This is a genomic window from Rhizobium rosettiformans (assembly GCF_016806065.1).
GTDB lineage: Bacteria > Pseudomonadota > Alphaproteobacteria > Rhizobiales > Rhizobiaceae > Allorhizobium.
The window spans coordinates 464,864-480,566 of record NZ_CP032405.1 but is presented as its reverse complement, the minus strand read 5'-3'; the positions used below and the strand labels follow the sequence as shown (position 1 = coordinate 480,566).

At 60.4% G+C, this 15,703-nt stretch carries 16 protein-coding genes and 1 pseudogene; 10 read left to right on the top strand and 7 right to left on the bottom strand.

Going from position 1 to position 15,703, the window contains the following annotated elements:
- Window positions 1-2: 2 nt before the first annotated feature.
- Window positions 3-770 (bottom strand): GntR family transcriptional regulator, encoded by a 768-nt coding sequence (locus tag D4A92_RS02405; protein ID WP_203017858.1) that lies wholly within the window; start codon window positions 768-770, stop codon window positions 3-5.
- 481 nt (window positions 771-1,251) lie between these two features.
- On the opposite strand from D4A92_RS02405, the gene D4A92_RS02400 reads away from it, so the two are divergent.
- The 6 genes from D4A92_RS02400 (at window position 1,252) to D4A92_RS02375 (ending at window position 7,076) form a co-directional block, all read left to right on the top strand.
- Entirely contained in the window at window positions 1,252-2,436 is a 1,185-nt protein-coding gene (locus tag D4A92_RS02400) for a Gfo/Idh/MocA family protein (RefSeq protein WP_203017856.1), read from the top strand.
- Window positions 2,437-2,448: 12 nt separating this feature from the next.
- Window positions 2,449-3,333: a carbohydrate ABC transporter permease gene (locus D4A92_RS02395; protein WP_203017854.1), complete on the top strand. Its 885-nt coding sequence runs from the start codon at window positions 2,449-2,451 to the stop codon at window positions 3,331-3,333.
- On the top strand, window positions 3,330-4,190 hold the full coding sequence (locus tag D4A92_RS02390) for a carbohydrate ABC transporter permease (RefSeq protein WP_203017852.1): 861 nt from the start codon (window positions 3,330-3,332) through the stop codon (window positions 4,188-4,190). Before D4A92_RS02395 ends, D4A92_RS02390 begins: the two co-directional genes overlap by 4 nt.
- Window positions 4,191-4,253: 63 nt before the next feature.
- Window positions 4,254-5,474: an ABC transporter substrate-binding protein gene (locus D4A92_RS02385; RefSeq protein ID WP_040299437.1), complete on the top strand. Its 1,221-nt coding sequence runs from the start codon at window positions 4,254-4,256 to the stop codon at window positions 5,472-5,474.
- A gap of 100 nt (window positions 5,475-5,574) precedes the next feature.
- Complete coding sequence (locus tag D4A92_RS02380) at window positions 5,575-6,705, top strand: ABC transporter ATP-binding protein (protein ID WP_203017851.1); 1,131 nt, start codon at window positions 5,575-5,577, stop codon at window positions 6,703-6,705.
- 233 nt (window positions 6,706-6,938) lie between these two features.
- Window positions 6,939-7,076, top strand: a complete 138-nt coding sequence (locus D4A92_RS02375; protein WP_203017850.1) for a hypothetical protein — start codon at window positions 6,939-6,941, stop codon at window positions 7,074-7,076.
- 91 nt (window positions 7,077-7,167) lie between these two features.
- On the opposite strand, the pseudogene D4A92_RS02370 reads toward D4A92_RS02375, so the two are convergent.
- The 6 genes and pseudogenes from D4A92_RS02370 to D4A92_RS02345 form a co-directional block, all read right to left on the bottom strand.
- Window positions 7,168-7,602, bottom strand: a pseudogene (locus D4A92_RS02370) (GFA family protein).
- 44 nt (window positions 7,603-7,646) lie between these two features.
- Window positions 7,647-8,036: a type II toxin-antitoxin system VapC family toxin gene (locus D4A92_RS02365; RefSeq protein ID WP_203017849.1), complete on the bottom strand. Its 390-nt coding sequence runs from the start codon at window positions 8,034-8,036 to the stop codon at window positions 7,647-7,649.
- Window positions 8,033-8,281 carry a type II toxin-antitoxin system VapB family antitoxin gene (locus D4A92_RS02360; protein WP_203017848.1) on the bottom strand — a complete coding sequence of 83 codons (249 nt, stop codon included), beginning with the start codon at window positions 8,279-8,281 and terminating at the stop codon, window positions 8,033-8,035. Before D4A92_RS02360 ends, D4A92_RS02365 begins: the two co-directional genes overlap by 4 nt.
- Window positions 8,282-8,448: 167 nt before the next feature.
- On the bottom strand, window positions 8,449-9,540 hold the full coding sequence (locus tag D4A92_RS02355) for a D-TA family PLP-dependent enzyme (RefSeq protein WP_203017847.1): 1,092 nt from the start codon (window positions 9,538-9,540) through the stop codon (window positions 8,449-8,451).
- A complete protein-coding gene (locus D4A92_RS02350; protein ID WP_203017846.1) occupies window positions 9,537-11,018 on the bottom strand; it encodes a M81 family metallopeptidase in 1,482 nt (493 codons plus the stop codon). Before D4A92_RS02350 ends, D4A92_RS02355 begins: the two co-directional genes overlap by 4 nt.
- Window positions 11,019-11,056: 38 nt before the next feature.
- A complete protein-coding gene (locus D4A92_RS02345; RefSeq protein WP_203017844.1) occupies window positions 11,057-11,548 on the bottom strand; it encodes a hypothetical protein in 492 nt (163 codons plus the stop codon).
- Window positions 11,549-11,660: 112 nt separating this feature from the next.
- On the opposite strand from D4A92_RS02345, the gene D4A92_RS02340 reads away from it, so the two are divergent.
- From D4A92_RS02340 to D4A92_RS02325, 4 genes are read left to right on the top strand one after another with little or no spacing between them, the layout of a single operon-like run.
- Entirely contained in the window at window positions 11,661-12,047 is a 387-nt protein-coding gene (locus D4A92_RS02340) for a RidA family protein (RefSeq protein WP_203017842.1), read from the top strand.
- 16 nt (window positions 12,048-12,063) lie between these two features.
- Entirely contained in the window at window positions 12,064-12,930 is an 867-nt protein-coding gene (locus D4A92_RS02335) for a MurR/RpiR family transcriptional regulator (RefSeq protein WP_203017840.1), read from the top strand.
- A 31-nt stretch (window positions 12,931-12,961) separates the two neighbouring features.
- Window positions 12,962-13,738: an SDR family oxidoreductase gene (locus D4A92_RS02330; protein WP_203017838.1), complete on the top strand. Its 777-nt coding sequence runs from the start codon at window positions 12,962-12,964 to the stop codon at window positions 13,736-13,738.
- A gap of 25 nt (window positions 13,739-13,763) precedes the next feature.
- Complete coding sequence (locus tag D4A92_RS02325) at window positions 13,764-15,695, top strand: beta-N-acetylhexosaminidase (protein WP_203017836.1); 1,932 nt, start codon at window positions 13,764-13,766, stop codon at window positions 15,693-15,695.
- Window positions 15,696-15,703 lie beyond the last annotated feature (8 nt).

Below are 15,703 nucleotides of genomic sequence, written 5' to 3'. Positions count from 1 at the left end.
TTTCAGTCTTGAGGCTTCATGGGCGAGCCGATGCCGAGTTCGGCGACCAGGTCATAGGCGTCGCTGCGATAAAGCGCGCGCGACATTTCCATCACGCGGCCGGTTTCGAGATAGGCGATGCGCTGTACCGACAATGCGGCCGAGCCGGGAGGAACGCCAAGCAGTTTGGTTTCCTCGTCCTTGAGGAGGACAGCGGAGATCCGCTGGTTGGCACGGACGGGCCGGATGCCGGCATCGAGCAGGCAGAGATAAAGCGAGTCCTCAATCTTATCCGGATCCGGCAGCAGATCGTCCGGCAGGCTGGTCCGTTCGAGCGCGATCGGCATGTCGTTGGCGGTTCTCAAACGGTCGATGCGAGCGACGCGCGCGCCACCGACGAGACCGAGCATCATGGTTTCCTCGGCCGTCGGATAAAACAGCCCGCGGCTCAGCCAGCGGGAGCCTGCGACCATGCCGCGCCGGCGCATGTCTTCGGTAAAGGAGGTCAGCTGACTGAGAGGCTGCTGCATGCGCGGGACTGGTTTTACGACGAATGTGCCGGAGCCGCGTCGGCGGACGAGCAGGCCCTCCTCCACGAGTTCATCGATTGCCTTGCGCACCGTGACGCGGCTGATGTCGGCGGCTTCCGCTATGTCGCGTTCCGCCGGCAGCGCGTCGCCATGCTTGAGGCGACCGGAGGCTACGGCATCCTCAATCATCTTGCGGAGCTTGACGTAAAGCGGACCGCCGCGAACCGATTGAAGCTGTTCCAGGGGAAGGGGCGTGCTCATGCGGTTCCTCTGGCCTTGTGGTCGATCTTCCGCAAGCGGAGGGGTGATGTGCAACCCGTCATCAACATCGGCATGTTTCTGTCCCCCACTGGTCTTACAAAAACAATACCAACCCGAAACCTATTTCGCAAATGGTTTTGAAAAGAGCATGTTCAATGATGGGGAAGCGCAGAAATTTCATCGCCAAAACAGCCGTTTGCAAGATTTATCCTCAGATTCTGAGGGTTCTGGCTTTACGATTGGACTAGTTTTGGTATCTTAAATTAACGATTGGAGAGGGGCCAATCAAAAAGCCTTTCCTTTTGCCGCGAAGCTGGAATGTGCGGTGCTGAAGGACGGTGATTTTTCGCTCCTCATCCAATATCGACGACTGATGTGAAAACTATTTTCATCTGGCGTGGGAATTTCGCTTCCTGTGTTGACGATGTTGGATTTTTGACGCAGTCTGCGAAAAATAATTACGAAACCAGGGGAATGCATCATGAAGGTCGCCATTATCGGACTCGGATTCCGTCTTGGATATCTGGGTCGGGTGTTCAAGGAGATCGACCCGACTTTCGAGATCGTTGGTTATGTCGATCCGGCGCCAGCCGGCATGGCGACGCTCGACGAGCATGGTATCTCTCCCGGCAAGGCCTATGAGACGCCCGAGGCTCTGATCGCCGGCGAGGCTTTCGATCTTCTGATGATCGGTTCGCCCAACCACCTGCATCTCGACCATATCCGGCTCGGCCTTGAGGCTGGTCTGACCGTTTTCACCGAAAAGCCGATCGTCACCAGCATCGAGGAAAGCTATGCGCTTGCCTCTCTGCTCAACACATACGGCCATGATCGCCTGCTGGTCGGTCTGGTGCTGCGTTATTCCCCGCTCTATCGTGATTTGCGCAAGGCGCAGGAAGAGGGACGGCTCGGCAATGTCGTCTCGATCGAGGCGTCGGAGCATATCCAGCCCTATCACGGCGCTTTCTTCATGCGCGACTGGCGTCGTTTTGGCCGTTATGCTGGCGGCTTCATGCTGGAAAAGTGCTGCCACGACCTCGACCTTTACAACGGTGTCGTCGGTGCCCGCCCACGCTTCGTTGCAAGCTTCGGCGGCCGCAAGAGCTTCGTGCCGGAGAACGCGCCCGAGGCTTCCGGCGTCAACGATCTCAACGTCTATCACCGCAAGCCGAGCGGTTGGCAGGGCTCCGACAAGGTGTTCGACAGCGATGGCGACATCATCGATTTCCAGACCGCGATCGTCGAATACGAGAACGGCGTGTCGATGACCTTCCATACCAATCTCAATGTGCCCGACGAGTTCCGCCGCTTCTGCGTGATCGGTTCCAAGGGCATGGCGGAAGGCGATTTCGTCCGCGGTTTCATGGATGTGCATGATGCGCGCACCAATGAAAAGGTGGTTGCCAATACCTACAAGGCGCCGTCCGCCCTGTCGCAGCACTACGGTGCGGACGAGCAGATGGCCGAAGATGTCATCGCCTTCGTGCAGACGGGTGCAAAGCAGCCCGTATCCGCAATCGATGCGCTCGAAGCCGGCATTCTGGCGCTTGCCATGGACGAGGCACGCCTCGGGCGCAAGGTCGTGGATCTGAAGCCGGTCTGGGAGAAGTTCGATGCCTGCCTGCACGGCGCGTCGGATAACTCATCCCGCGTTCGGTCGGCTTGAAGGAGCGGTCGGATGCAAGCTCGCCAAAGCGCCATCATCTTCGCCTGGCTGCTTATAGCGCCGGCTCTTCTCTACATCACGGCCATCGTCGCCTATCCGCTTGTCGATACCTTCATTCTCTCGTTTACTGATGCGTCTCTGCGCAGGACGACGAACTGGGTCGGCTGGACGAATTACGAGAAGATTTTCAACGACACATTTGCCACCGTCATCGTCAGGACCTTCATCTGGACCTTCTTCTCGGTGGCGATCAAGATGATCATCGGAACCTTCGGGGCGGCCATGCTGAACACGGCCGTGCCCGGTCGTACGCTCTTCCGTGTACTGACCATGCCGCCATGGATCGTACCGATGGCGATCGGCATCTTCATGTGGGGCTGGATGTATAACGGCCAGTTCGGCATGATCTCCGGCGTGCTCCAGCGCACTGGCGTGGTCGATGGTCCGGTGGCATTCCTCGCCTATGGCTCCACCGCCTTCTGGGCGACCATCATCACCGATGTGTGGATCGGCGTGCCGATGGTGACGCTCTATATGCTGGCTGCCATGCAAGCGATCCCGCAGGATCTCTACGAGGCCGCATGGACCGATGGTGCTGGACGCTTCTACCGCTTCCGCCGCATCACGCTACCGCTGATCCTGCCCGCGATGATCACCATGTCGATGATTTCGCTGATCTCGACCTTCAACTCCTTCGACATCATCTGGATCCTGACGCGGGGCGGCCCGAGCGGCGAGACCACCACCATGATCATCGACACCTATCATACGGCAATTGGCTCGAAGAAATACGGCGAAGGTGCTGCCCGCGCGGTTCTGATCTGCATCTTCCTGTCGATCTTCTGTGTCGCCTATTTCCGCGTGACCAGCCGTCTTTCGCAGGAGCATGCCCGATGAGCTACGATAAGACAGCCCTGATCAACCGCTATCGCTGGTATGAACTGGTCGGCATCTATGCAGGCATCGCGCTCTTCCTGACTTTCGTGCTTGCGCCCTTTGTCGAGGGTTTCCTGGTGTCGCTGAAGCCGCTCAGCCAGCTCTTCTCTTCACCCTATCGTTTCTGGCCGGAAAACGGCTCGTTCGATGCTTACTTCACGATGTGGGAGAGTGTACCGGGCTTTGCCCGCTACATCTTCAATTCGTTCTTCATCTCGACGATTGCGACGCTCATCGTGCTTCTGCTCGTGGTGCCGGCTTCCTATGCCTTCGCTCGTTTCGAGTTCAAAGGCCGTGGCCAGCTGCTCGGAGCGTTTCTCGCGGTCAACATGTTCTCGGGTGCGGTCCTGCTCATCCCGCTCTTCCGACTGATGCGGACGATGGGCGTGCTCAACACTTACTTCGCCATGATCGTGCCAGGCGTGGCCTTCCTCATCCCGACTGCCATCTGGCTGTTGCGCACCTACATGATGCGCATCCCGCGGGAGCTCGAAGAGGCGGCCTATGTCGATGGGGCCAGCTATTTCTACACCTTCCGCCGGGTCGTCCTGCCGCTCGCCATGCCGGGTATCGCCGTCGTTGCCATCACCACCTTTATCGGCGCCTACGCCCAGCAGTTCATCTTCGCGCTGACCTTCAATTCCAAGACCGAATACATGCCGCTGCCGATCGGGCTGTTTGCCTATTTCGGTCGCCAGGAGGTCATTTGGAACGAGCTGATGGCGGCGAGCTTCGTCGGCATCGCACCCGCCATGATCGTGATCTTCTTCCTGCAGCGCTACCTCGTCAGCGGCCTGACCGCCGGCGCGGTGAAGTAAGGGCTGCCAATCAAATTCGGGCCAACCGGACGCTTTCAACCTGTCAACAAAGGGGAACTACCGATGACAAGAAAACTGACCATGCTCGCAGGCTCGTTTGCCCTGCTCGCAAGCTCGGCGCTCACCACGCTTGCCGCGGACCAGGAAATCAGCTGGATCTATTGCGGTGATGTGATCGATCCGATCCATCAGAAGTATATCGCCGAATGGGAAGGCAAGAACGAAGGCTGGAAGGTCAAGCCAGAAGTCGTCGGCTGGGAGCAGTGCCAGGACAAGGCGACCACGCTCGCCGTCGCAGGCACGCCGGTTGCCATGGCCTATGTCGGCTCGCGCACGCTAAAGGAATTCGCCCAGAACGAGCTGATCGTTCCGGTTCCGATGACGGATGAGGAGAAGGCCTCCTACTACCCGAACATCGTCGACACCGTCACGTTTGACGACACGCAGTGGGGCGTTCCGATCGCCTTCTCGACCAAGGCACTCTACTGGAACAAGGACCTCTTCAAGCAGGCCGGCCTCGACCCGGAAACCCCGCCGAAGACCTGGGCCGAAGAAATCGAATTCGCCAAGCAGATCAAGGAAAAGACCGGCATCGCCGGTTACGGTCTGCCGGCCAAGACCTTCGACAACACCATGCACCAGTTCATGCACTGGGTTTACACGAACAACGGCAAGGTCATCGACGGCGACGACATCGTCATCGACAGCCCGGAAGTCCTCGCCGCCCTTCAGGCCTACAAGGACATCACGCCTTACTCCGTTGAAGGTGCGACTGCCTATGAGCAGAACGAAATCCGCGCCATCTTCCTCGATGGCAAGGTCGGCATGATCCAGGCCGGTTCGGGCGCTGCCTATCGCCTCAAGGACACCCAGATCAATTGGGGTGTTGCCCCGCTGCCGCGCGGTCCGTCGGCCCAGGGTGAAGGCACACTGCTGATCACCGACAGCCTCGCGATCTTCTCGGGTTCGGGCGTCGAGGAAAAGGCGATCGAGTTCGCCAAGTACATCACCTCAACCGATATCCAGCATGAATACGAGCTGCAGGGCGGCGCTGGCCTCACCCCGCTGCGACCGGGTGCTGTTGTCGACCAGTTCGTCGCCAATGAGCCCTTCTGGAAGCCGTTCATCGACGGCATCGAATATGGTGGTCCGGAGCCGCTGTTCACCGATTACAAGGGCTTCCAGAACGTCATGATCGAACTGGTCCAGTCTGTCGTTACCGGCAAGGCTGAGCCTGCTGACGCGCTGAAGAAGGCTGCTGCCGATCTCGAGCAGTACAAGTAATCTCGGGCAACCGAGGCTCCGCGGGCCGGGATCGGCCCGCGGATTTCATCAAGCGGATTTGGCCGGTCCTTTGAGGGAACGGCAATGGAGACTGAGGGTCGTGGGTCAGCTATTTCTGAAAAAGGTGCGCAAGTCGTACGGGCATTTCGAGGTCATCAAGGGTGTCGATCTCGAGGTGAAGGACGGCGAGTTCGTCGTTTTCGTCGGGCCGTCGGGCTGCGGCAAGTCCACGCTTTTGCGCATGATCGCGGGCCTCGACGACACGACGGATGGTGACATCGTGATCGACGGCGAGCGCGTCAATGACAGGCCGCCGGTCGAGCGCGGCATTGCCATGGTCTTCCAGTCCTACGCACTCTACCCGCATATGTCGGTCTTCGAGAACATCGCCTTTCCACTGCGCGTCGAGAAGCTCCCGGAGGAGCAGATCCGCGAGAAGGTCGGCGCTGTTGCCAAGATCCTGCAGCTCGATCAGCGCCTGCAGCAGCGTCCCGGCCAGCTTTCCGGCGGCCAGCGCCAGCGTGTCGCGATCGGCCGTGCGATCGTGCGCGAACCGAAGATCTTCCTTTTCGACGAGCCGCTCTCCAACCTCGATGCGGCCCTGCGCTCCGACATGCGCATCGAACTCACAAAGCTGCATCGCGACCTTGCAGCGACGATGATCTACGTCACGCACGACCAGGTCGAGGCGATGACCATGGCCGACCGTATCGTGGTGTTGAACGCGGGCAATATCGCCCAGGTGGGCGCACCGCTCGAGCTCTATCACAAGCCGCAGAACACCTTTGTCGCCGGCTTCATCGGCAATCCGAAGATGAATTTCGTTCCCGTCACCTGTGTCGGCGTTGACGCGATCGGCGTGACGATTTCCTATGAAGGCCAGACGGCGATGATCCCGGTCGATGGGCGCCCAGATCTTGTCGGCCAGACGCTGACGCTCGGCATTCGCCCCGAACACACGCGTCTCAGCGATGGCGACATAAACATCATGGTGACGCCTTCCGTCATCGAGCGTTTGGGCATCAACACGATTGCCTATGCCGCGCTGCCGAATGGCGAGCCCTATTGCGCGCTTTTGCCCGGCTCTGCGCCGGTGCGCGCCGAGCAGCCGATGACGACGGGGATCATGGCCGCCGATTGCCATCTTTTCGACGCCAATGGTCAGGCGCTGGAACGGCGCATCGACTGGCGCACCCTTGACCTTCCGGCATCCGTTACGGCTGCCGAATAAAGTTCCTCCCGGCCATGCCAAAGGCCAATCCCCTGGTCCGCCTCCGGGCGGACCTTTTTTGTTTGGGTGCCAGAGCTGGTCCTCAAAGTGACGCGCGGCAGTTCCGGCAAACTGTAGAGATCTGGTCGGAGCGTGGAAAACCTTGGAGCCTCTTGCCTTTCCACTGTCCTGTCGGGGACACTTAAGCATCATCGAAATGACTCGGTGTGGAAAGGTGCAACGAAAGGCTCTGAATGAAAGAACCCCAGAATGAGTTTCGATTGAAGATTGCTGCTGCTGAAATGGTGGCCAAAGGTCCTTTTGCGATTGCTGTTGTGGCAATCGTTTTGATCTTCGGCCAGACTGATCTACTCGCAGCACTCATTCCCTGACGGACGATCCACCTCCTCGAAGCAATCCCCCGCCGTTTGCAAGAAGCGGCGGGAGCTCAACGAGCGAAGCCGCCTTGGGCTTTTCCATTCTTCAATCCGGAAAGCCATCGAATTGCGGGAGGTCGTCGAGTATCTCGTACCAGGGCGCCTTCGAGCCGACGAAGATGTGCATCGAGGGTTTCATTGAGGGTGGGTCGATGAGCGTTCCCATGGGAATATGGACCTTCACGCTGCCGTTTTCGGCGATCTAAGAATAGACGAGGGAGCCGCAGGTGTGACAGTGCATGTCATGGATGCCCTCAGGATCGCCGTGGCGAAACAGAGCGTCCGAACCTGCTATCACGGCAAAGTCCTCGACCGCGACACCGGCGATCGGCTTGAAGGCCGAGCCCGTGGTGCGGCGGCATTTCGAACAGTGGCAGTTCATCGCATAGAGGAAGCGATCGGCGATTTCGTAGGACACCGCACCACACATGCAGCCGCCGCGCAGCCGGCGGATACCCTGCAACTGACTGTGCTCAGCCATGCTTGTCCTTCCATGCTGGGGCCAAAAATCCGTTCATCGCAGCACTACGCTGCCGAGCGAATGTCCGTCTCCGTGAAGTCTTTGCCCTTGAATAGCAGCGGTTCATCGAGATCTTTGGCGAGGGCGTAGGCAAAGCAGTCGCCAAAGTTCAGTGCAGCTCTATGCCTGCCCTTGCCGAAATCGAGAAAGGCCTGCCGCGCCAGATTGCCTTGCTCGACCGTCACTGGCTCAACGCTGATTGCCGCGCGGCGGAAGAAAGCCTCGACCTGCCTCATTCCCTCCGGGCCGAGCTGCTTTTCGATTACCATGGAGAGCTCGACAAGGTTAGCGACGCTGATCCGCGTGACTGCAGCGTCGTGGATCAGTCGCGTGAAGCCGGCAGCTTCCGGTTCGCCGTAGAAGATTGCAACCATGGCTGATGTGTCGACAATCATTTCGGCAGGCCGTCTTGGTCATAGAGAAGCTCGGCGTGATCGGCGTAAGGCTGCTTCAGAAGCGCTGCGGCCCGGTTTGCGATCATCAAAAGCTCGTCGACGGAAGCCTTGCCATTCTGCTTTTCAAGCTGCGCGTACCGCTCGCGCAGAGCATCGGTCACAACACGGCTCATACTCTGCCCGGTGGCAAGGGCGATCGCCTGAGCAAGGCGATGTGCTTCGGGATCTTTTATGTTGAGACTCATGTCGCGACACCACGTTCTACCCAGGTAGCTAGAATTCTACCATTCTACCGGATTTCACGGCCGTTTCAAAGTTTCCTCGCGTTCACTGAGACAGCTGTCTTGAGAGAGAATGCCAATCGGTCTGTGACCTTAGCTATTTGCGGCAGGCTCTACCTAGTGGCGGCGTTTCACCAAACAAGCCCGCGCGCCGCGACCTCTTCCACGCGGGTGACGACGCCATCGCGGTGGAAGGTCATGACGTCGAAGAGGTTCGATACCACGCAGGTGTGGTTCGGGATGATCCTGACCTTCTCGCCGATCTCGGGACGTCGCCCTTCAACCTTCGACAGATCGACCGTGCCGTGCTCTTCGGAGAGGCCGGAAATCACGGCATCCGGGTACTCGATAATCATGCCGTAGTCGGAGAAGCCGAGGAGGTCAGAGGTCAGCGCCTTGGAGCCGGCGTCGAGGATGACGCGATCGGCGGTCGGGCGCGAGACGACGGTGGCCAGGATGTGCATGGCACAGTCGTCGAGCCTGCAATGGCCGGACCTCGCCATGGCGCGATCGTTGTAGACATAGGTGCCCGCCCGGTGCTCTGTCGCAGATGTGACCTTGTGCGCAGAGAAAAGGCTGGGCGTGCCGCCATTGGAGACGATTGGGCAGGGTATTCCGCGGGCCGCGAGACCGGCAAGTGTGGCGGCAAAGAAGGCCTCGACGGCTTCTTCTGTGTCTGCCTTGGGGTAGGTCACGATGCCGCCGAAGGTGAGGCCGGGGGCAGCAGCGATCGTCTCGGCGAGCGCTATGGCTTCTTCTGGGCTCTGGACACCACAGCGTCCGCCACCCGTGTCGCATTCAACGAGAACGGTCAGCGGACGGGTCTGGGAGAAGGCGCAGGAGAGGCCGCGCACGGTTGCCTCGCTGTCTGCGACGACCTTCAGGCCCGAAATCCGGGTGTTGAGGGCGACGAGACGCTTGTGCTTCTCGCTCCCGAGAATGTTGAAGGTGATCAGTAGATCTTCGAAACCGTGATCGGCGAAGACCTCAGCCTCTGTGATCTTCTGGCAGTTGATGCCCCTCGCGCCCGCCTTCACCTGTTCGGCAGCAATGGCCGGGATCTTGTGGGTTTTGATATGCGGGCGGAAGGCGAGGCCGTGGCTGTCCATATAGGTCTGGACGCGGGCGATGTTGGCGGCAAGCCTGTCTTCGTCGATGATCGGCAGCGGTGTCGACAGTTCGGCAATCGGCTGGCCCGACTTTGGGCGGGGAAGTTCCATCATGCCGCCTCGCTGCCTTCGGGCGTCTCATGCGGATTGGCCATAATCGGCCAGATGTCGCGGCGCACATGGCGATAGGCGGTCTTGGCCGGATCGTTCGGATAGGGCGTTCCCGCGGCGCAATAGAGGATTTCCGAGGCGATCTGCGAGAAGGCCGCATAGAAGTGGTTGGTCGACTTGATGACCAGGAGATGCTTTTCCGTCGGATCGATGCCGAGTGCCGTGAACAGCGATGGGTCGTAGCTCTGGACGCGCACCGAGCTCAGGATGATGTCGATGCCATCAAGCCGGATATGGGCCGCATCGCCGAAGGGCGCGATGCTGTCGCCGAACCGCATTTCGGCATTGGGCACGACCTTGACCACCTTCGCTAGGCCATCGATCGGATGGCCGGTGCCGGGCGCTGATTTCGCGCCGAACCGCAGCGGAATCTCGGCGCCTTCGCCAGCGGCCATGCAGATCTGAACGGCAATCGGATCCCAGATCATGCCGACCGCGGCGTTGGTCACGCCACGCGCCAGCATTTCTTCCAGGATCACGGTCGCATCACCCGCCGTGCCACCGCCCGGATTGTCCCACATGTCGGCGATGACGACGGGGCCTTCCGGGTAGGCGAGCGCCTGATCAAGCGCCGTCTTTTCGTCGATCTGCGGCATCATGAAGGTGCCGCGCTTGGAGAACAGGTCGAGGCCGAGTTCGCGTGCGAGAATGGCACCCTTTTCCGGATGGCCATTGGTGACGGCGATTGTCTTGGTGCCCATTTCCGGTACGTCGCCGGCCATGAAGCCATGAATGACGGAAAGCGACAGCACCTCCGGATCGACCTTTTCGATGGCCATAAGCCTGTCAACAAAGCTACGCATGGGTTCGCGCGAGGTCGGGAAAATATCGATCATCCGGCAGTCGAAAACGGACATGACCGGCTTGACGCGGCCCTCCAGCGTGTCGACAGCGATGCGCCACAGGTCTTCGGCCCGATCGACGAAATCGGTATGCGGAAATTCCTTGAAGACAACGAAGAAATCGGCGGCTGCCACGCGCTTCGCCGTCAGGTGGCTGTGCGGATCGAGTTCGGCGCAGAGCAGGATATCAGGGCCGATGATCTCGCGGATCTTGGTCAAGAGATCACCTTCCGGGTCGAGATAACCATCGGCGACCATGGCGCCATGCAGACCGAGCACGACAGCGTCGACGGGCATGGCTGCGCGGAGTTGATCCAGGATCTCGTCGCGCAGGCTCTCGAAGGTCTGTCGGTTGACGAGACCCGCGGGGTCCGCCCAGGTCGCAGTACCCTCGATCAGCGTCCAGCCCTTGTCGGCGCAGACCTTGCGACCGACCGTGATCGGCGCGGTACAGAGCGTCGGCGTTGCCGGGTGCTGTCCCGGAGGTGCATAGAGCGAATCCTCGAAGGCGCGCCGGTCGATGCAGATCGGGGAGAAGGTGTTCGTTTCCGTTGCAAGCGCGGCGGTGAAGATGCGCAAGGGCCGACCTCCGGGGTCTTGAGTGTGTAAGGGCGGGTTCAGCGCTTGCCCATCGGATTGGGTAGATAACCGGTGAAGCCGGAGATTTTCCACCGGCCTTCATGCAGGCGGCAATAATAGAGCGTCTGCCAGCGCATGATGTCGAGTGTGCCGTCTGCCTTCTTGATCCCGCCGTCGAACTTCTTGCGCACGAGCGCCGTCTCGGCCGAAATCTCGATCTCTTCCAGCGTCGTCGTGGTGAAGATCGCGGTGCGCGGGTCCTCGCCATAGGTCTGAGCGGCGAAGTCATGCGCCTGCTTCAGCCACTCGTCGCGATAGGCGACAAGATTGGGGAAGGCCAGCGTCCACTTGTCCGGATCACCCTCACGATTGCCGCTGATGCCGATGAAGCCGTCCTCGACGAAGTCATGGGCGACCATGCTCCAGTCGGCGGCGAGAAAGGCATCGATGTCGCGGGGGACGAGCATCTCCCAGATGGCGTGGCGTGCTTCGTCCGATGCCGGGAATGGATTCTGGAATGGGTCGCGCATTTCTTCCCCGCTTTTAAATTCTTTTCATGAATGTCGATTTTGTCTGGTCAAAATCGGTTTTTTGTGGTCGCTTGTCAACGATCGAAGAAAATAATTTGCATGAGAGGTGTCCATGACGATCAAGCGTTACGGGGCCGAGAAGGCGGGTGCCGGTGGTCAGCGGCTGCCGTTTGCCCGCGCTGTCGAGGCCGATGGCTGGCTTTATGTCTCCGGCCAGGTGGCCATGGAAGACGGGGAGATCATCCCCGGTGGCATCATCGAACAGACCCACAAGACGATCGCCAATGTCATCGCCATTCTGGACGAGGCCGGCTACGGGCTCGAGCATGTCGTGCGCTGCGGAGTGTGGCTCGATGACCCCCGCGACTTCTGGACTTTCAACAAGATCTACCAGCAGTATTTCGGCGAGCATCCGCCGGCGCGGGCCTGCGTTCAGGCCTCGATGATGGTCGATTGCAAGGTCGAGATCGACTGCGTAGCCTTCAAGTCTTCGAAATAACAGAGAGGGCAGGGCATTGGATATCTTCGCGCGCATTCAGGAAGAGGCAGGGCAGTTTTCGGCCTCCGAGCAACGCATCGCGGATATCCTGCTCAATTCCTTCGACTTCGCGGTCAATGCCTCGATCATCGAATTGGCCGAGAAGGCAGAGGTCTCGCCGCCGACGGTGACGCGCTTTTGTCGTCGTCTCGGCTGTCAGAGCTTTGCCGACTTCAAGGTCAATCTCGCCCGTACCGCCTATGTCGGGGTGCGCTATCTCAACCCCGAGGCTCAGAGCACGGAGCCCGCCGACGTCGCGAGTGATGTGATCACCAAGGCTCAGAACGCCATGTTCATGGTGCATCGGGCACTCGATCCTGTCATTCTCGACAAGGTGGCGGACCGGTTGGCGCGGGCGGAAATGGTCTATGCCTTCGGCTCGGGCGGCAATTCCTCGATGATCTCGGGCGAGATCCAGAACCGTCTCTTCCGCTTGGGTTCGCGGGTGACGGCCTCGGCCGATCACAACATGCAACTGATGCTGACAGCCGCTGCGCGCTCCAACGACGTGCTGATCGGCTCGTCATTTTCGGGGCGCAATGCCGAACTGGTCAAATGCTTCAAGCTCGCCCGCGAAAACGGCATCACCACGATCGCGCTCACCCAGAGCAACAGCCTGGTGGCCGAGGCATCCGAACTCGTGATCGGCATCGATCTGCCGGAGGGCGAAAACATATTCCGGCCGACCTCGACGCGTTTTGCCTATCTCGCCGTCGTCGACGTGATCGCGAGCTTGGTCGCCTACCGCAATCGCAAGCAGTCGCAGGTCACGCTGCGCCATATCAAGCAACAGCTGGTCGAACACCGCGATGGCGGAGACGACCGGCAACTTCTCGGAGACTGAGCCATGGCCGTATCGATATCGGAGATCTGCCGTGACGCATAAGGTTGCCGTGGTGACCGGTGCTGCCGGAGATATCGGTCGGGCGATCGCAAAGCGCCTCGCGGACAGTCATGACCTCGTCGTTTTGCTCGATCTGGATTGCCAGGCGCTTGGCCAGGCGATGGTCGAGCTCAGTGACGATGTCCGTTTCGCCTCGCTGGTCTGTGACGTGACGGACGAGAAGGATCTCGCCGAGACCGCTGCACGCATTTCCACGCTCGGTCTCGTGCATACACTGGTCAACAATGCCGGTGCGGCGCGGGCCGTGAGCCTCGGCGATACCGATGGCGAGATCTGGCGCAAGGACAATGCGCTTAATCTCGAGGCGCCCTTCCTCTGCTTCCGCGCCTTCGAGAATGCGCTGAAGGAAGCCAAGGGTTCTCTCGTCAACATTTCCTCGGTCAATGGCATGGCCGTTTTCGGCCATCCGGCCTATAGCGCCGCCAAGGCGGGGCTCATCCACCTCACCAAGCTGATTGCCGTCGAATACGGCAAATACGGCATTCGTGCGAATGCAGTCGCACCCGGCACCGTGCGCACGCAGGCCTGGGAGGCGCGGGCTGCCACCAATCCTCAAGTCTTCGAGGAAGCCAAGCGCTGGTACGCTTTGCAGCGGATCGCCACGGCCGAGGATATCGCCAACGCCGTCTTCTTCCTCGTAAGCGATCAGGCGGCTGCCATTACCGGCGTCTGCCTGCCCGTCGATTGCGGGCTGACGGCCGGTCAGGCCGAGCTCGCGCGCACCTTTTCGCAATCCGACAATTATTGACATCAAGAAGCCAGGAGCATTCCCCATGGCACCAGCCGTTCAGTTCCGCCTCGAAAACGCGTGGCATCCGGTGGAGGGCGACGACTGCGGCGCCTTCGTCTTCACGCTGGTCAATCTCTCCGATGTGGCGCTTGCCGATTTCAAGCTGGCCTATACGTCGCTCACCCGCGTCAAGGATACCGAAGAGCCGATCCTCGAGAACGCCGTCTTCCTGAAGCGCAACGCCAATTTCCACCAGTTCGCGCCGCCGGCCGGCTTCGTGCTGGAGCCGGGTGAATCCTGGAGCTTTCGGGTCGGCGGTTTGTGGCGGCCGGCCAAGCATCGGACAGATGGGGCAAAATCCGCCTACATCACGTTGTCGACCGGTCAGCATGCGGCCGTTGCGGTGGCCGATCTGATGCTCGGTGGTGGTCACAGCGCACCGCCGCCGGCCTTGCTGCCCGAGGGGCAGGTCACGCAGCCTTTCGCCATGCTGCCTTGGCCTGAAACTGCCGAGCTGGTGGCTGGCGAAGGCTTCCCCGTCGCGCTTTATCCGGCAGAAGGCGCCTCGCTGGTCGAGCTGCGCGCCATTGAAAACGTGCTGCGCCTCTTCTGCCGTCTCTTCGCAGTCGGCCATGCGCCGCTGTCGCTTGCACCGGTTCATCAGGGGCGGGCGGTCTCCCTCAAGTCTAACGAGGAGCTTGGCGCCTCCGCCTATCGGCTGGACTTTGCCGCTGATGGCATCACGCTTGCCTATGGCGATGTCGCGGGCCTGCAGTACGCGCTGACGCTGCTCTCGCAGATGCTGCATGGTGCGCGCACGCAGCCGGAGACGTTCCGTTTCCCGGTTTCCGGCACAATCACCGACAAGCCGCGTTACGACTGGCGCGGTTGCCATCTCGACGTCTCCCGCCAGTTCTTCCCCGTCGCCGACGTCAAGCGGCTCATCGACATCCTCGCCTGGTTCCGGATGAACACCTTCCACTGGCACCTGTCCGATGACGAAGCCTGGCGCCTGGAAATCACGGCCTTCCCGCAGCTGACCACCCTTGGCGTGTTGCGCGGCCCCGACGAGCCGCTTCTGCCGCAGCTCGGCAATGGGGCCGAGCCTGTCGGTGGGTTCTACGCGCAGGACGAGGTCCGCGACATCGTTGCCCATGCCGCCGCCCTTCAGGTCGAAGTGGTGCCGGAGATCGATGTGCCCGGCCACAGCACGGCCATTCTGGTGGCCCTGCCGGAGCTTGTCGACGGCCAGGAAGCGCCCGATAGCTATCGCTCGGTGCAGGGCTATCCGAACAATGCGCTGAACCCCGCGATCGAATACACCTACGAGGTGCTGGGCAAGGTCTTCGACGAAATGGTCGAGCTCTTCCCGTCGAAGCTCATCCATATCGGCGGTGATGAAGTGGCGGCCAATACCTGGATGGCTTCGCCGCTCGCGCGGAAACTGATGGAGCAGGAAGGCATCGAAGGCACCTTCGGGCTTCAGAGCTATTTCATGAAGCGCATCCAGAAGATGTTGGCCGATCGCGGCCGCAAGCTCGCTGGTTGGGACGAGGTCAGCCATGGCGGCGGCGTTGATCCCGAGGGAACTCTACTAATGGCCTGGCAGAAGCCGGAGGTCGGGCTGGAGCTCGCAAGCCAAGGCTACGACGTCGTCATGACCCCGGGCCAGGCCTATTATCTCGACATGGTGCAGGACGAGGCCTTCCAGGAGCCGGGTGCCAGCTGGGCTGGCACCGTGCCGCCCAAGCATACCTATACTTACGAGGCGGTCGCCGAGTTTCCGCCGGAGCTTGCAGCGCGCATGCGCGGCGTGCAGGCCTGCATCTGGTGCGAACATTTCCTGACCCGCGACTACTTCAACCACCTCGTCTTCCCGCGTCTTCCAGCCATCGCTGAAGCGGCCTGGACGCCGAAGGACAACAAGGACTGGCTGCGCTTTGCCGCCATCGTCCGCCTAAGCCCCCACTACTGAGGATTTGA

Coding starts and splice junctions, on each gene's coding strand:
- D4A92_RS02405 (WP_203017858.1), bottom strand. CDS start 770: ATGAGCACGCCCCTTCCCCTGGAACAGCTTCAATCGGTTCGCGGCGGT.
- D4A92_RS02400 (WP_203017856.1), top strand. CDS start 1,252: ATGAAGGTCGCCATTATCGGACTCGGATTCCGTCTTGGATATCTGGGT.
- D4A92_RS02395 (WP_203017854.1), top strand. CDS start 2,449: ATGCAAGCTCGCCAAAGCGCCATCATCTTCGCCTGGCTGCTTATAGCG.
- D4A92_RS02390 (WP_203017852.1), top strand. CDS start 3,330: ATGAGCTACGATAAGACAGCCCTGATCAACCGCTATCGCTGGTATGAA.
- D4A92_RS02385 (WP_040299437.1), top strand. CDS start 4,254: ATGACAAGAAAACTGACCATGCTCGCAGGCTCGTTTGCCCTGCTCGCA.
- D4A92_RS02375 (WP_203017850.1), top strand. CDS start 6,939: ATGAAAGAACCCCAGAATGAGTTTCGATTGAAGATTGCTGCTGCTGAA.
- D4A92_RS02365 (WP_203017849.1), bottom strand. CDS start 8,036: ATGATTGTCGACACATCAGCCATGGTTGCAATCTTCTACGGCGAACCG.
- D4A92_RS02360 (WP_203017848.1), bottom strand. CDS start 8,281: ATGAGTCTCAACATAAAAGATCCCGAAGCACATCGCCTTGCTCAGGCG.
- D4A92_RS02355 (WP_203017847.1), bottom strand. CDS start 9,540: ATGATGGAACTTCCCCGCCCAAAGTCGGGCCAGCCGATTGCCGAACTG.
- D4A92_RS02345 (WP_203017844.1), bottom strand. CDS start 11,548: ATGCGCGACCCATTCCAGAATCCATTCCCGGCATCGGACGAAGCACGC.
- D4A92_RS02340 (WP_203017842.1), top strand. CDS start 11,661: ATGACGATCAAGCGTTACGGGGCCGAGAAGGCGGGTGCCGGTGGTCAG.
- D4A92_RS02325 (WP_203017836.1), top strand. CDS start 13,764: ATGGCACCAGCCGTTCAGTTCCGCCTCGAAAACGCGTGGCATCCGGTG.